Origin of the sequence: Streptomyces sp. NPDC053542 (assembly GCF_044544685.1) — a bacterium.
Classification (GTDB): Bacteria; Actinomycetota; Actinomycetes; order Streptomycetales; family Streptomycetaceae; genus Streptomyces.
The window spans coordinates 52,511-68,826 of record NZ_JBITXL010000007.1; the positions used below are offsets into that span (position 1 = coordinate 52,511).

A 16,316-nucleotide genomic window follows, 5' to 3' on the forward strand; every position below is an offset into this window, starting at 1 on the left:
CCCCGCGAGGGCGCGGCCGCCGCTTCACCGCCGCCCCGAAACCCCCGCAGACGCGCTCAAAGGGCGCGAGGTCCACCGCACCCGTACGCTCGGTACATGCCAGACATGTACGCAACCCGACGCGCCCGGTTGCGTGACCGCTACGCCGCGGTCGGCACCGGCGCGGGCGCGACCGACACCGCTGCCGCGCTCGTCTCGAGCCCGGCCAACATCCGCTATCTCACCGGCTGTGCCCCGCGCGGCGCGGCCCTGCTGCTGCACGACGGCGGTGACACGCTGCTGTGCCCCAGCGCGCCCACCGGCGATCCGTCGGAGGGCAGGCCCGCCGAGGACCTCCGGATCAGCCTGCTGCCCGCGCACACCGGCGACCCGGCCGTCGCCGCCGCCGACCTCGCCGCCAAGTCCGGCGCCCTGGCGCTCGCCGTGGAGGAGCACCACCTCACCGTGGCCCGCCACCGCGCGCTGCGCTCCGTCGCGCCGGAGCTGCGGCTGGCGGACCTGGGCTGTGCGGTGGAGGCGCAGCGGCTGGTCAAGGACCCGGACGAGATCGCCTGTCTGCGGATCGCGGCCGAGATCACCGACCAGGCCCTCGGCGAGCTGCTCGAATCGATCCTCGTGGGCCGTACCGAGCGCCATCTCGCCCTGGAGCTGGAGCGCCGGCTCGTCGACCACGGCGCGGACGGCCCGGCCTTCCCGACCTCCGTCGCCACCGGCCCGCACTCCGGCCGCCCGGGCCACCTGCCCACGGACCGGCGGGTCGAGGAGGGGGATTTTCTCACCGTGAGCCTGGGCGCCGACTACCGCGGATACCGTTGCGAGATCGGCCGTACGTTCGTCATCGGCACCACGCCCGCCGACTGGCAGATCGAGCTGTACGACCTCGTCTTCGCAGCCCAGCGGGCCGGCCGGGAGGCGCTGGCGCCCGGCGTCGAATGCCGCGAAGTGGACCGCGCGGCCCGTCAGGTGCTGGCGTCCGGAGGGCACGAAGAGGGCCTCGGACCATGGACCGGACACGGCGTCGGGCTCGAAATCGCCGAGGACCCTCAGCTGTCACCTGCGGCCATGGGTAAACTGGACGCTTGCGTGCCGGTCACCGTCGATCCTGGGGTACACCTCCCGGGCCGCGGCGGCGTCCGGATCGACGACACACTCGTCGTCCGCCCCGAGGCGGACGGCGGGCCAGAGCTACTCACGATCACGACCAAGGAGCTGCTCGCCCTCTGAGCCTTGACGGGCTCGGAGCGTGCGTCTTCCGGGTCCCCACCACCTGCAGTCCAGGAGATACCGCAACCGTGGCATCCACGAACGACCTCAAGAACGGCATGGTGCTCAAGCTCGAAGGGGGCCAGCTGTGGTCCGTTGTCGAGTTCCAGCACGTCAAGCCCGGCAAGGGCCCGGCCTTCGTCCGTACCAAGCTGAAGAACGTGCTCTCCGGCAAGGTGGTGGACAAGACCTTCAACGCCGGCGTCAAGGTCGAAACTGCCAACGTCGACAAGCGCGGGATGCAGTTCTCGTACATGGACGGCGACTACTTCGTCTTCATGGACATGGACACCTTCGACCAGCTGCACATCGACCGCAAGGTCGTCGGTGACGCCGCGAACTACCTCATCGAGGGCTTCGAGGCGGTCGTGGCGCAGCACGACGGCGAGGTGCTCTACGTCGAGCTGCCCGCCGCGGTCGAGCTGACCATCAAGGAGACCGAGCCGGGCGTCCAGGGCGACCGCTCCACCGGCGGCACCAAGCCCGCCACGCTGGAGACCGACCACGTCATCCAGGTCCCGCTCTTCATCACCACGGGTGAGAAGATCAAGGTCGACACCCGCTCCGGCGAGTACCTCGGTCGGGTGAACAGCTAACCGTGGCTGCCCGTAACAAGGCCCGTAAGCGCGCCTTCCAGATCCTCTTCGAGGCCGACCAGCGCGGCGCCGATGTGCAGACCGTGCTCGCGGACTGGATGCGGCACGCCCGGACCGACCCCCGGCAGCCCCCGGTCAACGAGTACACCCTCGAACTGGTCGAGGGGTACGCGGACCACGTCGAGCGCATCGACGAGCTGATCGCCACGTACGCGGTCGACTGGACGCTCGACCGGATGCCGGTCGTCGACCGCAACATCCTGCGGCTCGGCGCCTATGAGCTGATCTGGGTGGACGCGACTCCCGACGCGGTCGTGATAGACGAGGCCGTGCAGCTGGCCAAGGAGTTCTCCACCGACGATTCGCCGTCCTTCGTGAACGGCATGCTCGGCCGCCTGAAGGACTTGAAGCCGAGCCTGCGCCGGTCCTGACGGCCGCCCCGCCAGGTCCCGCACGCATCCACCGGGCCCGGAGACGGAAGACGGTTCTGCCGCTTCCGTCTCCGGGCCCGGTGCCGTTCTCCGGGGTTCCGGCCTCCGGCCGCCCGCGCCCGCTCCCTGCTCGTCGGCCCGCTCGGCGCCCGCTCACCGCCCGTGAGCGCGCGCCCCGAACGCGCGGGCGTGCTGCGCCCGTAGTGCTCCGCCCCGCGACGGCGTACGCCGCCTGGGGCGCCGTCTCGGGCCTCTGTGGACTGCGGGGGGTGACCGCCCGGCCCGCCGGCGCGTACGACAACGCCTCGGGGCGGGAGCCGTAGTCGCTCCCGCCCCGAGGCGTTTCGTTTCTGCTGTGGGCCCGCCGGGCTCAGAGGTCCTCGTGCTGGACCGCGCGGCGCGCGTCGGCGTCCAGGACGCCCCAGCTGATCAGCTGCTCGGTGAGGACCGAGGGGGACTGGTCGTAGATGACCGCGAGCGTGCGGAGGTCGTCCTGGCGGATCGACAGCACCTTGCCGTTGTAGTCGCCGCGCTGGCTCTGGATGGTCGCGGCATACCGCTGCAGCGGGCCGGCCTTCTCCTGCGGGACGTGGGCGAGCCGCTCGAGGTCCAGCACCAGCTTCGGCGGCGGCTCGGCGGCGCCGCCGGGGGTCGTGCCCGGAAGGAGCTCCTGCACCGGCACGCCGTAGAAGTCGGCCAGCTCGGCGAGGCGCTGCACGGTCACGGCACGGTCGCCGCGCTCGTACGAGCCCACCACCACGGCCTTCCAGCGGCCCTGGGACTTCTCCTCGACACCGTGGAGGGAGAGGCCCTGCTGGGTGCGGATGGCGCGGAGCTTGGCCCCGAGCTGTTTAGCGTATTCGCTGGACATAAAGCTCCCCAGACAACTGTGTCGATATGCGGCTCCGCCGCGGACTGGTAACTCACTGTGAGGTTACGCAGCGTAATTTGGCTTCGTCAAGCCGAATGAGGCATACCGCTGACCGCCAGGGGTGCTTACGGCCGATGGCTGGGCCCCTGGTACCGTGAATGCGGTAAATCCGACGTCCTTTAAGGTCCGTCCCGTGAGGCGGAGAAGGAGGTCCGTTTCGTATGGACGCAACACCCGCGACTCCGGCGCGCCCCGTTCTGGAAGGCCCGGACATCGCGCGCATGCTGACCCGCATCGCCCACGAGATCGTGGAGCGCGCCAAGGGCGCCGAGGACGTGGTCCTGCTCGGCATTCCCACCCGCGGCGTCTTCCTCGCCCGCCGGCTCGCCGCCAAGCTCGAAGAGATCACCGGCCGCGCGGTCCCCGTCGGCTCGCTGGACATCACGATGTACCGCGACGACCTGCGCCTGGGTCCCGCCCGCACGCTCGCGCGCACCGACATCCCCGGTGACGGCATCGAAGGCCGGGTGGTCCTCCTCGTCGACGACGTGCTCTTCTCCGGCCGCACGATCCGCGCCGCGCTGGACGCGCTGAACGACATCGGCCGGCCGCGCGCCGTACAGCTCGCGGTCCTCGTCGACCGGGGCCACCGCGAACTGCCGATCCGCGCCGACTACGTCGGCAAGAACCTCCCCACCTCGCTGCGGGAGACGGTCAAGGTCCAGCTCGCCGAGGAGGACGGCCGGGACGCCGTGCTGCTCGGCGTCAAGCAGACCGCCCCGGCCGGCGAGCGCTAGCGCATCCCGATACGGACCCGGTGTGCCCGGGTGCGTACCCATGCCTGCTCGACGGACATTCCCGTACACCTGCCTCACTCACGGAGATACCCGGATGAAGCGCCACCTCATCTCGGCCGCCGATCTCTCGCGCGATGACGCCGTCCTGATCCTCGACACCGCCGAGGAGATGGCCCGGGTCGCCGACCGGCCGATCAAGAAGCTCCCCACCCTGCGGGGGCGCACCGTCGTCAACCTCTTCTTCGAGGACTCCACCCGCACCCGCATCTCCTTCGAGGCCGCGGCCAAGCGCCTCTCCGCGGACGTCATCAACTTCTCCGCCAAGGGCTCGTCCGTCTCCAAGGGCGAGTCGCTGAAGGACACCGCGCTGACCCTGGAGGCGATGGGCGCCGACGCCGTCGTCATACGGCACCACGACTCCGGCGCGCCGCACCGCCTGGCCACCTCCGGCTGGATCGGCGGCTCGGTCATCAACGCCGGTGACGGCACCCACGAGCACCCCACCCAGGCCCTGCTGGACGCCTTCACGATGCGCCGCCGGCTGGCCGGCGGCGAGGGCGACCTGAACGGCCGCCGCATCACGATCGTCGGCGACATCCTGCACAGCCGCGTCGCCCGCTCCAACGTCCACCTGCTGACGACGCTGGGCGCCGAGGTCACGCTCGTCGCGCCGCCCACGCTCGTCCCGGTCGGCGTCGAGACCTGGCCCTGCGAGGTCTCGTACGACCTGGACGCGGTGGTCGCCAAGTCCGACGCGGTGATGATGCTCCGCGTCCAGCGGGAGCGGATGAACGCCGCGTTCTTCCCGACCGAGCGGGAGTACGCCCGCCGGTACGGCCTGGACGGCGAGCGCATGGCCCGGATGCCCGAGCACGCGATCGTGATGCACCCCGGCCCGATGAACCGCGGCATGGAGATCACCGCCGAGGTCGCCGACTCGCCGCGCTGCACCGCCGTGGAGCAGGTCACCAACGGCGTCAGCATCCGCATGGCGGTCATGTACCTGCTTCTGGGCGGCAACGAGCCGGCCCTCTCGACCCCCAGCACGACCAGCACCACTCGCACCGAGGAGAGCAAGTAACCATGGGCAAGACTCTGATTCGCGGCGCGAAGGTCCTCGGCGGCGAGGCGCAGGACGTGCTGATCGACGGGGAGACCATCGCCGAGGTCGGGACCGGTCTCAGCGCCGAGGGTGCCGAGGTCATCGAGGCGGACGGCAGGATCCTGCTGCCGGGCCTGGTCGACCTCCACACCCACCTGCGCGAGCCGGGCCGCGAGGACTCCGAGACGGTGCTGACCGGCACGAAGGCCGCCGCGGTCGGCGGGTACACCTCCGTGCACGCCATGGCGAACACCTTCCCGGTCGCCGACACCGCCGGCGTCGTCGAGCAGGTCTGGCGGCTCGGCAAGGAGTCCGGCTACTGCGACGTGCAGCCCGTCGGCGCCGTCACGGTCGGCCTGGAGGGCAAGAAGCTCGCCGAGCTGGGCGCCATGCACGACTCCGCCGCGGGCGTCCGGGTCTTCTCCGACGACGGCAAGTGCGTCGACGACGCGGTGATCATGCGCCGCGCCCTGGAGTACGTGAAGGCGTTCGACGGCGTCGTCGCGCAGCACGCCCAGGAGCCGCGCCTCACCGAGGGCGCCCAGATGAACGAGGGCATCGTCTCCGCCGAGCTGGGCCTGGGCGGCTGGCCGGCCGTCGCCGAGGAGTCGATCATCGCCCGCGATGTGCTGCTCGCCGACCACGTCGGCTCCCGCGTGCACATCTGCCACCTCTCCACCGCCGGCTCCGTCGAGATCGTCCGCTGGGCCAAGTCCCGCGGCATCGACGTGACCGCCGAGGTCACCCCGCACCACCTCCTCCTCACCGACGAGCTGGTGCGCACGTACAACCCGGTCTACAAGGTCAACCCGCCGCTGCGCACCGAGCGCGACGTCATGGCACTGCGCGAGGCGCTGGCCGACGGCACCATCGACTGCGTGGCCACCGACCACGCCCCGCACCCGCACGAGGACAAGGACTGCGAGTGGGGCGCGGCGGCCATGGGCATGGTCGGCCTGGAGACCGCGCTGTCCGTGATCCAGCACACGATGGTCGACACCGGCCTGCTCGACTGGGCGCAGGTCGCCGACCGGATGTCCGTCCGCCCCGCGGTCATCGGCCGCCTCGAAGGCCAGGGCCGCCCCGTCTCGGCTGGCGAGCCCGCCAACCTGACACTGGTCGATTCCGCTTACCGTGGAGCCGTGGACCCCGCAGGGTTCGCCTCCCGCAGCCGGAACACCCCGTACGAGGGCCGTGAGCTGCCGGGCCGCGTGACCCACACCTTCCTGCGGGGCCGGGCAACGGTCGTGGACGGGAAGCTGGCGTGACACCTGATTCGATCTTGATCCCTCTGGCCGCCGCGCAGAAGTCGGCCGAGGTCACCAACTGGCCCGCGCGGATCGGCTGGGTCGTCGGCCTGCTGCTCTTCATCGCGCTGCTGTACTGGCTGATGCGCGAGGGCTGGAAGTGGCGCGGCACGCTCCAGGGCGACCTGCCCGAGCTGCCGCAGACCCCGGAGGAGCCCGGCGAGCCGCGGCTGACGATGAGCGGCCGGTACCACGGCTCCACCACCGCCGGGCGGTGGCTCGACCGGATCGTGGCGCGCGGGCTCGGCACCCGCAGCCGCGCCGAGGTCACCCTCACGGAGCAGGGCGTGGACGTCGTACGGCCCGGGGCGCAGGACTTCTTCGTTCCCGCCGCCGACCTGCTCGGCGCCCGCCTGGACAAGGGCATCGCCGGCAAGGTCCTGCCCGAGGGCGGCCTGCTGGTGATCACCTGGCGGCTGGGCGAGAAGGAGATCGACTCCGGATTCCGCTCCGACCGGGCCGCCGAGCACCCCGCGTGGGTGACCGCACTCAACGAGACCATCCAGCGCAACGAGGCGCTGACCAGCACGACCACCGAAACGGAAGGCGCACGATGACGACCTCCACTCAGGGGAATGCCTCGAAGAGGAAAAGGGCGCTTCCCGCCGTACTCGTCCTGGAGGACGGCCGCAGCTTCCGCGGCCGTGCTTACGGGGCCGTGGGGGAGACGTTCGGCGAGGCGGTGTTCTCCACCGGCATGACCGGCTACCAGGAGACCCTGACCGACCCCTCCTACCACCGCCAGGTGGTCGTCATGACCGCCCCGCACATCGGCAACACCGGCGTCAACGACGAGGACCCCGAGTCCAAGAAGATCTGGGTCTCCGGCTACGTCGTCCGCGACCCCGCCCGGGTGCCCTCCAACTGGCGCTCCGTCCGCACCCTGGACGACGAGCTGAGCGCCCAGGGCGTCGTCGGCATCAGCGGCGTCGACACCCGCGCGCTCACCCGCCACCTGCGCGAGCGCGGCGCGATGCGCGTCGGCATCTTCTCCGGTGACGCGCTGCCCGACGAGGGCACGCTGCTGGAGAAGGTCCGCCAGGCCCCCGAGATGAAGGGCGCGAACCTCTCCGCCGAGGTCGCCACCGAAGAGGCGTACGTCGTCCCGGCGATCGGCACGAAGAAGTTCACCGTCGCCGCCATCGACCTGGGCATCAAGGGCATGACCCCGCACCGCATGGCCGAGCGCGGCATAGAGGTGCACGTGCTGCCCGCGACCGCCACCGTCGAGGACGTCTACGCGGTCGAGCCGGACGGCGTGTTCTTCTCCAACGGCCCGGGCGACCCGGCCACCGCCGAGCACCCGGTCGCGCTGATGCAGGCCGTGCTGGAGCGGCAGACCCCGCTCTTCGGCATCTGCTTCGGCAACCAGATCCTGGGCCGCGCGCTCGGCTTCGGCACCTTCAAGCTGAAGTACGGCCACCGCGGCATCAACCAGCCGGTGCAGGACCGTTCCACCGGCAAGGTCGAGGTCACCGCGCACAACCACGGCTTCGCCGTCGACGCGCCGCTCGACAAGGTCTCCGACACCCCCTACGGCCGCGCCGAGGTCTCCCACGTCTGCCTGAACGACAACGTGGTGGAGGGGCTCCAGCTCCTCGACCGGCCGGCCTTCAGCGTCCAGTACCACCCCGAAGCGGCGGCCGGCCCGCACGACGCCGCCTACCTGTTCGACCGCTTCGTATCCCTGATGGAGGGCCAGCGTGCCTAAGCGCACCGATATCCAGTCCGTCCTGGTCATCGGCTCCGGCCCGATCGTCATCGGCCAGGCCGCCGAGTTCGACTACTCCGGTACCCAGGCGTGCCGCGTCCTCAAGTCCGAGGGCCTCCGCGTCATCCTGGTGAACTCCAACCCGGCGACGATCATGACCGACCCGGAGATCGCCGACGCCACGTACGTCGAGCCGATCACCCCCGAGTTCGTCGAGAAGATCATCGCCAAGGAGCGCCCCGACGCGCTGCTGCCGACGCTGGGCGGCCAGACGGCCCTCAACACGGCGATCTCCATGCACGAGCAGGGCGTCCTCGAGAAGTACGGCGTCGAGCTGATCGGCGCCAACGTCGAGGCGATCAACAAGGGCGAGGACCGCGACCTGTTCAAGGAGGTCGTGGAGGAGGTCCGCAAGAAGATCGGCCACGGCGAGTCCGCGCGCTCGTACATCTGCCACTCCATGGACGACGTCATGAAGGGCGTCGAGGAGCTCGGCGGCTACCCCGTCGTCGTCCGCCCCTCCTTCACCATGGGCGGCGCCGGTTCCGGCTTCGCGCACAACGAGGAGGAGCTGCGCCGCATCGCCGGCCAGGGCCTCACGCTCTCCCCGACCACCGAGGTGCTCCTGGAGGAGTCCATCCTCGGCTGGAAGGAGTACGAGCTGGAGCTGATGCGCGACAAGAACGACAACGTCGTGGTCGTCTGCTCCATCGAGAACTTCGACCCGATGGGCGTGCACACCGGTGACTCGATCACCGTCGCGCCCGCGATGACGCTCACCGACCGCGAGTACCAGATCCTCCGCGACGTCGGCATCGCGATCATCCGCGAGGTCGGCGTGGACACCGGCGGCTGCAACATCCAGTTCGCGGTCAACCCCGTGGACGGCCGGGTCATCGTCATCGAGATGAACCCGCGCGTCTCCCGCTCCTCCGCGCTCGCCTCGAAGGCCACCGGCTTCCCGATCGCCAAGATCGCCGCCCGGCTCGCCGTCGGCTACACGCTGGACGAGATCCCCAACGACATCACCGAGAAGACCCCGGCGTCCTTCGAGCCCACGCTCGACTACGTCGTGGTCAAGGTGCCGCGCTTCGCCTTCGAGAAGTTCCCGGCCGCCGACGCCACGCTGACCACGACCATGAAGTCGGTCGGCGAGGCCATGGCCATCGGCCGTAACTTCACCGAGGCCATGCAGAAGGCGCTGCGCTCGACCGAGAAGAAGGGCAGCTCCTTCGTCTTCACCGGCGACCCCGGTGACAAGGCCGAGCTGCTGGCCACGGCGCAGGTCCCGACCGACGGCCGGATCAACACCGTCATGCAGGCCATCCGCGCCGGGGCCACCCCGCAGGAGGTCTTCGACGCCACGAAGATCGACCCGTGGTTCGTCGACCAGCTCTTCCTGATCAAGGAGATCGCCGACGAGATCGCGGCCGCCGACAAGCTCGGCCCCGAGATCCTCGCCGAGGCCAAGCGGCACGGCTTCTCCGACGCCCAGATCGCCGGGATCCGCGAGCTCCGCGAGGACGTCGTCCGCGAGGTCCGGCACGCGCTCGGCGTCCGCCCGGTCTACAAGACGGTCGACACCTGCGCCGCCGAGTTCGCCGCGAAGACGCCGTACTTCTACTCCTCGTACGACGAGGAGACCGAGGTCGCGCCGCGCGAGAAGCCCGCGGTGATCATCCTGGGCTCCGGCCCGAACCGCATCGGCCAGGGCATCGAGTTCGACTACTCCTGCGTCCACGCCTCCTTCGCGCTCAGCGACGCGGGCTACGAGACCGTGATGGTCAACTGCAACCCGGAGACCGTCTCGACGGACTACGACACCTCCGACCGCCTGTACTTCGAGCCGCTGACGCTCGAAGACGTGCTGGAGATCGTGCACGCCGAGCAGGCCGCGGGCCCGGTCGCGGGCGTCATCGTGCAGCTCGGCGGCCAGACCCCGCTGGGCCTCGCGCAGGCCCTGAAGGACAACGGCGTGCCGATCGTCGGCACCTCGCCCGAGGCCATCGACCTCGCCGAGGAGCGCGGCGCCTTCGGCCGCGTGCTCACCGAGGCCGGCCTGCCCGCGCCCAAGTACGGCACCGCCTTCTCGTACGACGACGCCAAGAAGATCGCCGCCGAGATCGGCTACCCGGTCATGGTGCGTCCGTCCTACGTGCTCGGCGGACGCGGCATGGAGATCGTCTACGACGAGCCCTCGCTCGGCGAGTACCTGCTGCGCCACGCCGGTCTCATCGACCAGCACCCGGTCCTGATCGACCGCTTCCTCGACGACGCCATCGAGATCGACGTCGACGCGCTCTACGACGGCACCGAGCTCTACCTCGGCGGCGTCATGGAGCACATCGAGGAGGCCGGCATCCACTCCGGCGACTCCGCCTGCGCGCTGCCCCCGATCACCCTCGGCGGCTTCGACATCAAGCGGCTGCGCGCCTCCACGGAGGCCATCGCCAAGGGCGTCGGCGTCCGCGGCCTGATCAACATCCAGTTCGCGATGGCCGGCGACATCCTGTACGTCCTGGAGGCCAACCCGCGCGCCTCCCGTACCGTGCCCTTCACCTCGAAGGCCACCGCGGTACCGCTGGCCAAGGCCGCCGCCCGCATCTCGCTGGGCGCGACCATCGCCGAGCTGCGCGCGGAAGGCATGCTCCCCAAGACCGGTGACGGCGGCACTCTGCCGCTGGACGCGCCGATCTCGGTCAAGGAAGCCGTCATGCCGTGGTCGCGCTTCCGCGACGCCACGGGCCGCGGCGTGGACACCGTCCTCGGCCCGGAGATGCGCTCCACCGGCGAGGTCATGGGCATCGACTCGGTCTTCGGCACGGCGTACGCCAAGTCGCAGGCCGGCGCGTACGGCGCGCTGCCCACGAAGGGCCGTGCGTTCGTCTCCGTCGCCAACCGCGACAAGCGCGCGATGATCTTCCCGGCCCGCGAGCTGGTCCAGCACGGCTTCGAGCTGCTGGCCACCTCCGGTACGGCCGAGGTCCTCAAGCGCAACGGCATCAACGCCACGGTCGTGCGCAAGCAGTCCGAGGGCGAGGGCCCGAACGGCGAGAAGACCATCGTCCAGCTCATCCACGACGGCCAGGTCGACCTGATCGTCAACACCCCGTACGGCACGGGTGGCCGCCTCGACGGCTACGACATCCGTACGGCGGCGGTGGCCCGCTCCGTGCCCTGCCTGACCACGGTCCAGGCCCTCGCGGCCGCCGTCCAGGGCATCGAGGCGGTGTCCCGCGGGGAGGTGGGCGTCCGCTCCCTCCAGGAGCACGCCGAGCACCTGACCGCGGCGCGCGACTGAGCAGCCGGCCGATCGAGGGGGACACCGACCGCGGTGTCCCCCTCTCCCATGAGGACATTCCTGTGTACAAGCTGTTCTTCAACCTGATCTTCAAGCGGATGGACCCCGAACAGGCCCACCACCTGGCCTTCGGCTGGATCCGGCTGGCCGCCCGCGTCCCCGTCCTGCGGACCTTCGTGGCCGCCGTGCTGGCGCCGCGCTACAAGGAGCTGCGCGTCGAGGCCCTGGGGCGCCGGATGCACGGCCCCTTCGGGCTCGCCGCCGGCTTCGACAAGAACGCCGTCGCGATCGACGGCATGACCATGCTCGGCTTCGACCACGTCGAGATCGGCACCGTCACCGCGCAGCCGCAGCCCGGCAACCCCAAGAAGCGCCTCTTCCGCCTCGTGAAGGACCGCGCGCTCATCAACCGCATGGGGTTCAACAACGAGGGCTCCGCGGCCGTGGCGGCCCGCCTGGCGGCCCGCAAGGCGGCTCTCGGTAATAAGCACAGCCGGACGACGCTGGGCGTCAACATCGGCAAGACCAAGGTCGTACCGGAGTCCGAGGCGGTCGGCGACTACGTCACCTCCACCGAGCGCCTCGCCGGCCACGCCGACTACCTCGTCGTCAACGTCTCCTCGCCGAACACTCCGGGCCTGCGCAACCTCCAGGCCACCGAGTCCCTGCGCCCGCTGCTGACGGCCGTGCGCGAGGCCGCCGACCGCACGGTCACCGACCGCCGCGTGCCCCTCCTCGTCAAGATCGCCCCCGATCTGGCCGACGAGGACGTCGACGCGGTCGCCGACCTCGCCCTGGAGCTGGGCCTGGACGGCATCATCGCCACCAACACCACCATCGCCCGCGAGGGCCTGGGCCTGAAGTCCGACCCCGCGCTCGTCCAGGAGACCGGCGGGCTCTCCGGCCGCCCGGTCAAGGAGCGCTCCCTCGAAGTGCTACGCCGTCTGTACGCGCGCGTCGGCGACCGCATCACCCTCATCGGCGTGGGCGGCATCGAGAACGCCGAGGACGCCTGGCAGCGCATCCTGGCCGGCGCCACCCTCGTCCAGGGCTACAGCGCCTTCATCTACGAGGGCCCCTTCTGGTGCCGTGCGATCCACAAGGGCCTCGCCGCGCGCCTGGCCACGAGCCCGTACGCCACCCTCGCCGAGGCCGTCGGCGCCGAGCACAAGAAGGTGACCTCATGACCCAGGAGACCCAGCAGCCCTTCGGCGCGCGCCTGCGCCGCGCCATGGACGAGCGCGGCCCGCTCTGCGTCGGCATCGACCCGCACGCCTCCCTGCTGGCCGACTGGGGCCTGAACGACGACGTGGCGGGCCTGGCCCGGTTCACCCGTACTGTCGTCGAGGCGCTCGGCGAGACCGTCGCGGTCTTCAAGCCGCAGGCCGCGTTCTTCGAGCGCTTCGGATCCAGGGGCATCGCCGTACTGGAGACCGCCGTGGCCGAGGCCCGGGAGCGGGGCGCGCTGGTCCTCATGGACGCCAAGCGCGGCGACATCGGCTCCACGATGGCCGCGTACGCCGACACCTTCCTCGGCAAGGACAGCCCGCTCTTCTCCGACGCGCTCACGGTCAGCCCGTACCTGGGCTACGGCTCCCTGAAGCCGGCCGTGGACCTGGCCAAGGAGAACGGCTGCGGCCTCTTCGTACTGGCGCTGACCTCCAACCCGGAGGGCCAGGAGGTGCAGCACGCCGTACGGGCCGACGGCGCCACCATCGGGGCCACCATGCTCGCCCACCTCAAGGAGGAGAACGCGGGCGCCGAGCCGCTGGGCTCCTTCGGGGCCGTCGTCGGCGCCACGCTGGGCGATCTGTCCTCGTACGACCTCGACGTGAACGGGCCGCTGCTCGCGCCCGGTATCGGTGCGCAGGGAGCGACCCCGGCGGACCTCCCGGGGGTCTTCGGGGCGGCTGTGCGCAATGTGGTCCCGAGCGTCAGCCGGGGTGTTCTGCGTCACGGTCCGGACGCCGCAGGTCTGCGCGATGCGGCGGCGCGATTCGCCGAGGATGTGGCCGCAGCGGTCGGTTAGTGACAGCCACCGGCATTTTCCCCGGTGGTTTGGTACCGAAATGTCCTGGTCGGCAGAGGCTGACCAGGACTTTTCGTCTGTTCTCGCTGACTCTGGCGCCCTCGCCCGCTAGTCTCCGACGAGAGCACCGCACGTAAGCGCGTTGTTCGTTGCTCCGCAGGTGCGGGGCGACTAGGTTCCACACCGGTCCGTATCCGACAGTTCGACATCCGAGGTGACGTAGGCGTGGCTCTTCCGCCCCTTACCCCTGAACAGCGCGCAGCCGCGCTCGAGAAGGCCGCCGCGGCTCGCCGGGAGCGCGCCGAGGTCAAGAATCGGCTCAAGCACTCCGGTGCCTCCCTCCACGAGGTCATCAAGCAGGGCCAGGAGAACGACGTCATCGGCAAGATGAAGGTCTCCGCCCTCCTTGAGTCCCTGCCCGGCGTCGGCAAGGTCCGCGCCAAGCAGATCATGGAGCGGCTCGGCATCTCCGAGAGCCGCCGCGTGCGCGGTCTCGGCTCCAACCAGATCGCGTCTCTTGAGCGTGAGTTCGGCAACGCCGCTTCCTGAGGTGCTCAGGCATCCCCGGGGAGCTGGAATAATCGCTGCATGAGTTCTGCAGTCTCCCGGGGGGCGACCCCGGCAACCCCGGACAGACAACCGCGGCTGACCGTGCTCTCCGGCCCCTCCGGGGTCGGTAAGAGCACGGTCGTCGCCCATATGCGCAAGGTCCACCCCGAGGTATGGCTCTCGGTGTCGGCCACCACCCGCAAGCCGCGTCCCGGCGAGCGGCACGGCGTTCAGTACTTCTTCGTCGACGACGAGGAATTCGACAAGCTGATCGCCAACGGTGAGCTGCTGGAGTGGGCGGAATTCGCGGGAAACCGCTACGGCACCCCGCGCCAGGCGGTCCTGGACCACCTGGCGGCGGGCGAGCCGGTCCTCCTGGAGATCGACCTCCAGGGCGCCCGGCTGGTCCGTGAGTCCATGCCCGAGGCGCGGCTGGTCTTCCTGGCTCCGCCGAGCTGGGAGGAGCTGGTCCGCCGGCTCACCGGCCGGGGCACGGAGTCGGCCGAGGTGATCGAGCGCCGGCTGGCGGCCGCGCGTGTCGAGCTGGCCGCCGAGAAGGAGTTCGACGTGACGTGTGTCAACACCTCCGTCGAGGACGTCTCCCGTGAGCTGCTAGCCTTGATGCTGAATAACTCCGGAGAATGACTTTCGCAATCCTTTAGTTGCGGTTTCTCCGGAAATTCCCTGATCAACCCCTTCGGAAGGCAGAGAGTGTCCTCTTCCATCTCAACGCCCGAGGGCATCATCAACCCGCCGATTGATGAGCTTCTCGAGGCCACCGACTCGAAGTACAGCCTCGTGATCTACGCCGCGAAGCGTGCGCGCCAGATCAACGCGTACTACTCGCAGCTCGGCGAGGGCCTGCTCGAGTACGTCGGCCCCCTTGTGGACACCCACGTCCACGAGAAGCCCCTCTCGATCGCGCTGCGCGAGATCAACGCGGGTCTGCTGACCTCCGAGGCCGTGGAGGGCCCGGCCCAGTAAGGCCGCGGTAGTTTCACTCACCAAGGGCCCGGCAGTACGACTGCCGGGCCCTTGGTGTGTCATGGGGTAGGTACACCTGTCTCAGTGGGGAGCAGCGAAGACGATGGACAAGCCCAAGGTCGTCCTGGGGGTCAGCGGCGGGATCGCCGCGTACAAGGCGTGCGAGCTGCTGCGGCGGCTGAGCGAGTCGGGGCATGACGTCCGCGTGGTGCCGACGGCCTCCGCGCTGCACTTCGTGGGCGAGGCGACCTGGGCCGCGCTCTCCGGGAACCCGGCCTCGACCGAGGTCTGGGAGTCCGTGCACGAGGTCCCGCACGTCCGGATCGGCCAGGGCGCCGACCTGGTCGTGGTGGCCCCCTGTACCGCCGACATGCTGGCCAAGGCGGCGCACGGCCTCGCCGACGACCTGCTGACGAACACGCTGCTGACCGCCCGCTGTCCGGTGATCTTCGCCCCCGCGATGCACACCGAGATGTGGGAGCACCCGGCCACCCAGGAGAACGTCGCGACCCTCCGCGCCCGCGGCGCGATCGTCATCGAGCCCGCCGTGGGCCGGCTGACCGGCGTCGACACCGGCAAGGGCCGCTTCCCCGACCCGGCCGAGATCTTCGAGGTCTGCCGCCGGGTGCTGGCGCGCGGCCCCGAGGCGGTCACCGCGGACCTCGCGGGCCGGCACGTCGTGGTCAGCGCCGGCGGCACCCGCGAGCCGCTGGACCCCGTCCGGTACCTCGGCAACCGTTCCTCCGGAAAGCAGGGGTACGCGCTGGCCCGTACGGCCGTGGCGCGCGGCGCCCGGGTGACGCTGGTCACGGGGGAGACCGGGCTGCCCGACCCGGCGGGCGTGGACGTGGTCCACATCGGTACGGCCGTCCAGCTGCGCGAGGCGGTACTGAAGGCGGCGGCCGACGCCGACGCCGTGGTCATGGCGGCCGCCGTGGCCGATTTCCGTCCGGCCCAGTACGCCACCGGCAAGATCAAGAAGCGGGACGACGTGGAACAGCCGCCGATCGAGCTGGTGCGCAATCCCGACATCCTCGCGGAAATCTCCGCCGAACGGGCGCGTCCCGGGCAAATCATTGTCGGCTTCGCCGCCGAGACGGATGACGTTCTGGCGAACGGCCGGCAAAAACTCGCCCGCAAGGGCTGTGACCTCCTGGTCGTCAATGAGGTCGGGGAGCACAAGACCTTCGGCTCGGCCGAGAACGAGGCGGTCGTGCTGGCCGCCGACGGCACCGAGACCCCCGTGCCCCACGGACCCAAGGAAGCCCTGGCCGACACGGTCTGGGACCTGGTCGCCGAGCGAATTTCCTGATCACTCGATGAGACCATTCCGGCCCGTTGGCCACCACAAACACCCTTGTTGCGGCTTACCGTT

General features: G+C 70.4%; 16 protein-coding genes. 15 read left to right on the top strand and 1 reads right to left on the bottom strand.

The features are described 5' to 3' along the window. The first annotated feature begins 96 nt into the window (after positions 1 to 96). The 3 genes from ACIGXO_RS20730 (at position 97) to nusB (ending at position 2,290) form a co-directional block, all read left to right on the top strand. Positions 97 to 1,224 carry an aminopeptidase P family protein gene (locus ACIGXO_RS20730; protein ID WP_399788654.1) on the top strand — a complete coding sequence of 376 codons (1,128 nt, stop codon included), beginning with the start codon at positions 97 to 99 and terminating at the stop codon, positions 1,222 to 1,224. Positions 1,225 to 1,292: 68 nt separating this feature from the next. Further along, positions 1,293 to 1,859 carry an elongation factor P gene (gene efp / locus ACIGXO_RS20735; RefSeq protein WP_399788656.1) on the top strand — a complete coding sequence of 189 codons (567 nt, stop codon included), beginning with the start codon at positions 1,293 to 1,295 and terminating at the stop codon, positions 1,857 to 1,859. Positions 1,860 to 1,861: 2 nt separating this feature from the next. Beyond that, positions 1,862 to 2,290 carry a transcription antitermination factor NusB gene (gene nusB / locus ACIGXO_RS20740; RefSeq protein ID WP_399788659.1) on the top strand — a complete coding sequence of 143 codons (429 nt, stop codon included), beginning with the start codon at positions 1,862 to 1,864 and terminating at the stop codon, positions 2,288 to 2,290. 370 nt (positions 2,291 to 2,660) lie between these two features. Here nusB and bldD read toward each other — a convergent pair whose 3' ends face one another. Then, positions 2,661 to 3,161: a transcriptional regulator BldD gene (gene bldD, locus ACIGXO_RS20745; protein WP_030251597.1), complete on the bottom strand. Its 501-nt coding sequence runs from the start codon at positions 3,159 to 3,161 to the stop codon at positions 2,661 to 2,663. Between the two features lie 221 nt (positions 3,162 to 3,382). Here bldD and pyrR point away from each other — a divergent pair, with 221 nt between their 5' ends. The 12 genes from pyrR to coaBC all read left to right on the top strand — a co-directional run bounded on the left by pyrR (position 3,383) and on the right by coaBC (position 16,253). After that, a complete protein-coding gene (pyrR, locus tag ACIGXO_RS20750) occupies positions 3,383 to 3,958 on the top strand; it encodes a bifunctional pyr operon transcriptional regulator/uracil phosphoribosyltransferase PyrR (protein ID WP_399788663.1) in 576 nt (191 codons plus the stop codon). 94 nt (positions 3,959 to 4,052) lie between these two features. After that, positions 4,053 to 5,039 (top strand): aspartate carbamoyltransferase catalytic subunit, encoded by a 987-nt coding sequence (locus tag ACIGXO_RS20755; RefSeq protein ID WP_399788666.1) that lies wholly within the window; start codon positions 4,053 to 4,055, stop codon positions 5,037 to 5,039. A 2-nt stretch (positions 5,040 to 5,041) separates the two neighbouring features. Beyond that, positions 5,042 to 6,328 carry a dihydroorotase gene (locus ACIGXO_RS20760; protein ID WP_399788669.1) on the top strand — a complete coding sequence of 429 codons (1,287 nt, stop codon included), beginning with the start codon at positions 5,042 to 5,044 and terminating at the stop codon, positions 6,326 to 6,328. Continuing rightward, positions 6,325 to 6,924, top strand: a complete 600-nt coding sequence (locus ACIGXO_RS20765) for a hypothetical protein (RefSeq protein WP_399788672.1) — start codon at positions 6,325 to 6,327, stop codon at positions 6,922 to 6,924. Before ACIGXO_RS20760 ends, ACIGXO_RS20765 begins: the two co-directional genes overlap by 4 nt. Next, positions 6,921 to 8,078: a glutamine-hydrolyzing carbamoyl-phosphate synthase small subunit gene (gene carA / locus ACIGXO_RS20770; protein ID WP_399788675.1), complete on the top strand. Its 1,158-nt coding sequence runs from the start codon at positions 6,921 to 6,923 to the stop codon at positions 8,076 to 8,078. Before ACIGXO_RS20765 ends, carA begins: the two co-directional genes overlap by 4 nt. Then, positions 8,071 to 11,379, top strand: a complete 3,309-nt coding sequence (gene carB / locus ACIGXO_RS20775) for a carbamoyl-phosphate synthase large subunit (RefSeq protein WP_399788678.1) — start codon at positions 8,071 to 8,073, stop codon at positions 11,377 to 11,379. Before carA ends, carB begins: the two co-directional genes overlap by 8 nt. A gap of 62 nt (positions 11,380 to 11,441) precedes the next feature. Beyond that, positions 11,442 to 12,566: a quinone-dependent dihydroorotate dehydrogenase gene (locus tag ACIGXO_RS20780; RefSeq protein ID WP_399788681.1), complete on the top strand. Its 1,125-nt coding sequence runs from the start codon at positions 11,442 to 11,444 to the stop codon at positions 12,564 to 12,566. Then, positions 12,563 to 13,408: an orotidine-5'-phosphate decarboxylase gene (gene pyrF / locus ACIGXO_RS20785; RefSeq protein WP_399788684.1), complete on the top strand. Its 846-nt coding sequence runs from the start codon at positions 12,563 to 12,565 to the stop codon at positions 13,406 to 13,408. The genes ACIGXO_RS20780 and pyrF overlap by 4 nt, the downstream gene beginning before the upstream one ends. Positions 13,409 to 13,633: 225 nt before the next feature. Continuing rightward, a complete protein-coding gene (locus ACIGXO_RS20790; protein ID WP_030251572.1) occupies positions 13,634 to 13,957 on the top strand; it encodes an integration host factor in 324 nt (107 codons plus the stop codon). 39 nt (positions 13,958 to 13,996) lie between these two features. Then, complete coding sequence (gene gmk / locus ACIGXO_RS20795) at positions 13,997 to 14,602, top strand: guanylate kinase (protein WP_399788688.1); 606 nt, start codon at positions 13,997 to 13,999, stop codon at positions 14,600 to 14,602. Positions 14,603 to 14,668: 66 nt separating this feature from the next. Then, on the top strand, positions 14,669 to 14,941 hold the full coding sequence (gene rpoZ / locus ACIGXO_RS20800) for a DNA-directed RNA polymerase subunit omega (protein WP_006382157.1): 273 nt from the start codon (positions 14,669 to 14,671) through the stop codon (positions 14,939 to 14,941). A gap of 103 nt (positions 14,942 to 15,044) precedes the next feature. After that, complete coding sequence (coaBC, locus tag ACIGXO_RS20805; protein ID WP_399788691.1) at positions 15,045 to 16,253, top strand: bifunctional phosphopantothenoylcysteine decarboxylase/phosphopantothenate--cysteine ligase CoaBC; 1,209 nt, start codon at positions 15,045 to 15,047, stop codon at positions 16,251 to 16,253. Positions 16,254 to 16,316 lie beyond the last annotated feature (63 nt).

Excerpts from the sequence above, each read along its gene's own strand:
- coaBC (WP_399788691.1), top strand. The coding sequence starts at position 15,045 with ATGGACAAGCCCAAGGTCGTCCTGGGGGTCAGCGGCGGGATCGCCGCG.
- pyrF (WP_399788684.1), top strand. The coding sequence starts at position 12,563 with ATGACCCAGGAGACCCAGCAGCCCTTCGGCGCGCGCCTGCGCCGCGCC.
- ACIGXO_RS20760 (WP_399788669.1), top strand. The coding sequence starts at position 5,042 with ATGGGCAAGACTCTGATTCGCGGCGCGAAGGTCCTCGGCGGCGAGGCG.
- gmk (WP_399788688.1), top strand. The coding sequence starts at position 13,997 with ATGAGTTCTGCAGTCTCCCGGGGGGCGACCCCGGCAACCCCGGACAGA.
- carA (WP_399788675.1), top strand. The coding sequence starts at position 6,921 with ATGACGACCTCCACTCAGGGGAATGCCTCGAAGAGGAAAAGGGCGCTT.
- ACIGXO_RS20730 (WP_399788654.1), top strand. The coding sequence starts at position 97 with ATGCCAGACATGTACGCAACCCGACGCGCCCGGTTGCGTGACCGCTAC.
- pyrR (WP_399788663.1), top strand. The coding sequence starts at position 3,383 with ATGGACGCAACACCCGCGACTCCGGCGCGCCCCGTTCTGGAAGGCCCG.
- ACIGXO_RS20755 (WP_399788666.1), top strand. The coding sequence starts at position 4,053 with ATGAAGCGCCACCTCATCTCGGCCGCCGATCTCTCGCGCGATGACGCC.
- bldD (WP_030251597.1), bottom strand. The coding sequence starts at position 3,161 with ATGTCCAGCGAATACGCTAAACAGCTCGGGGCCAAGCTCCGCGCCATC.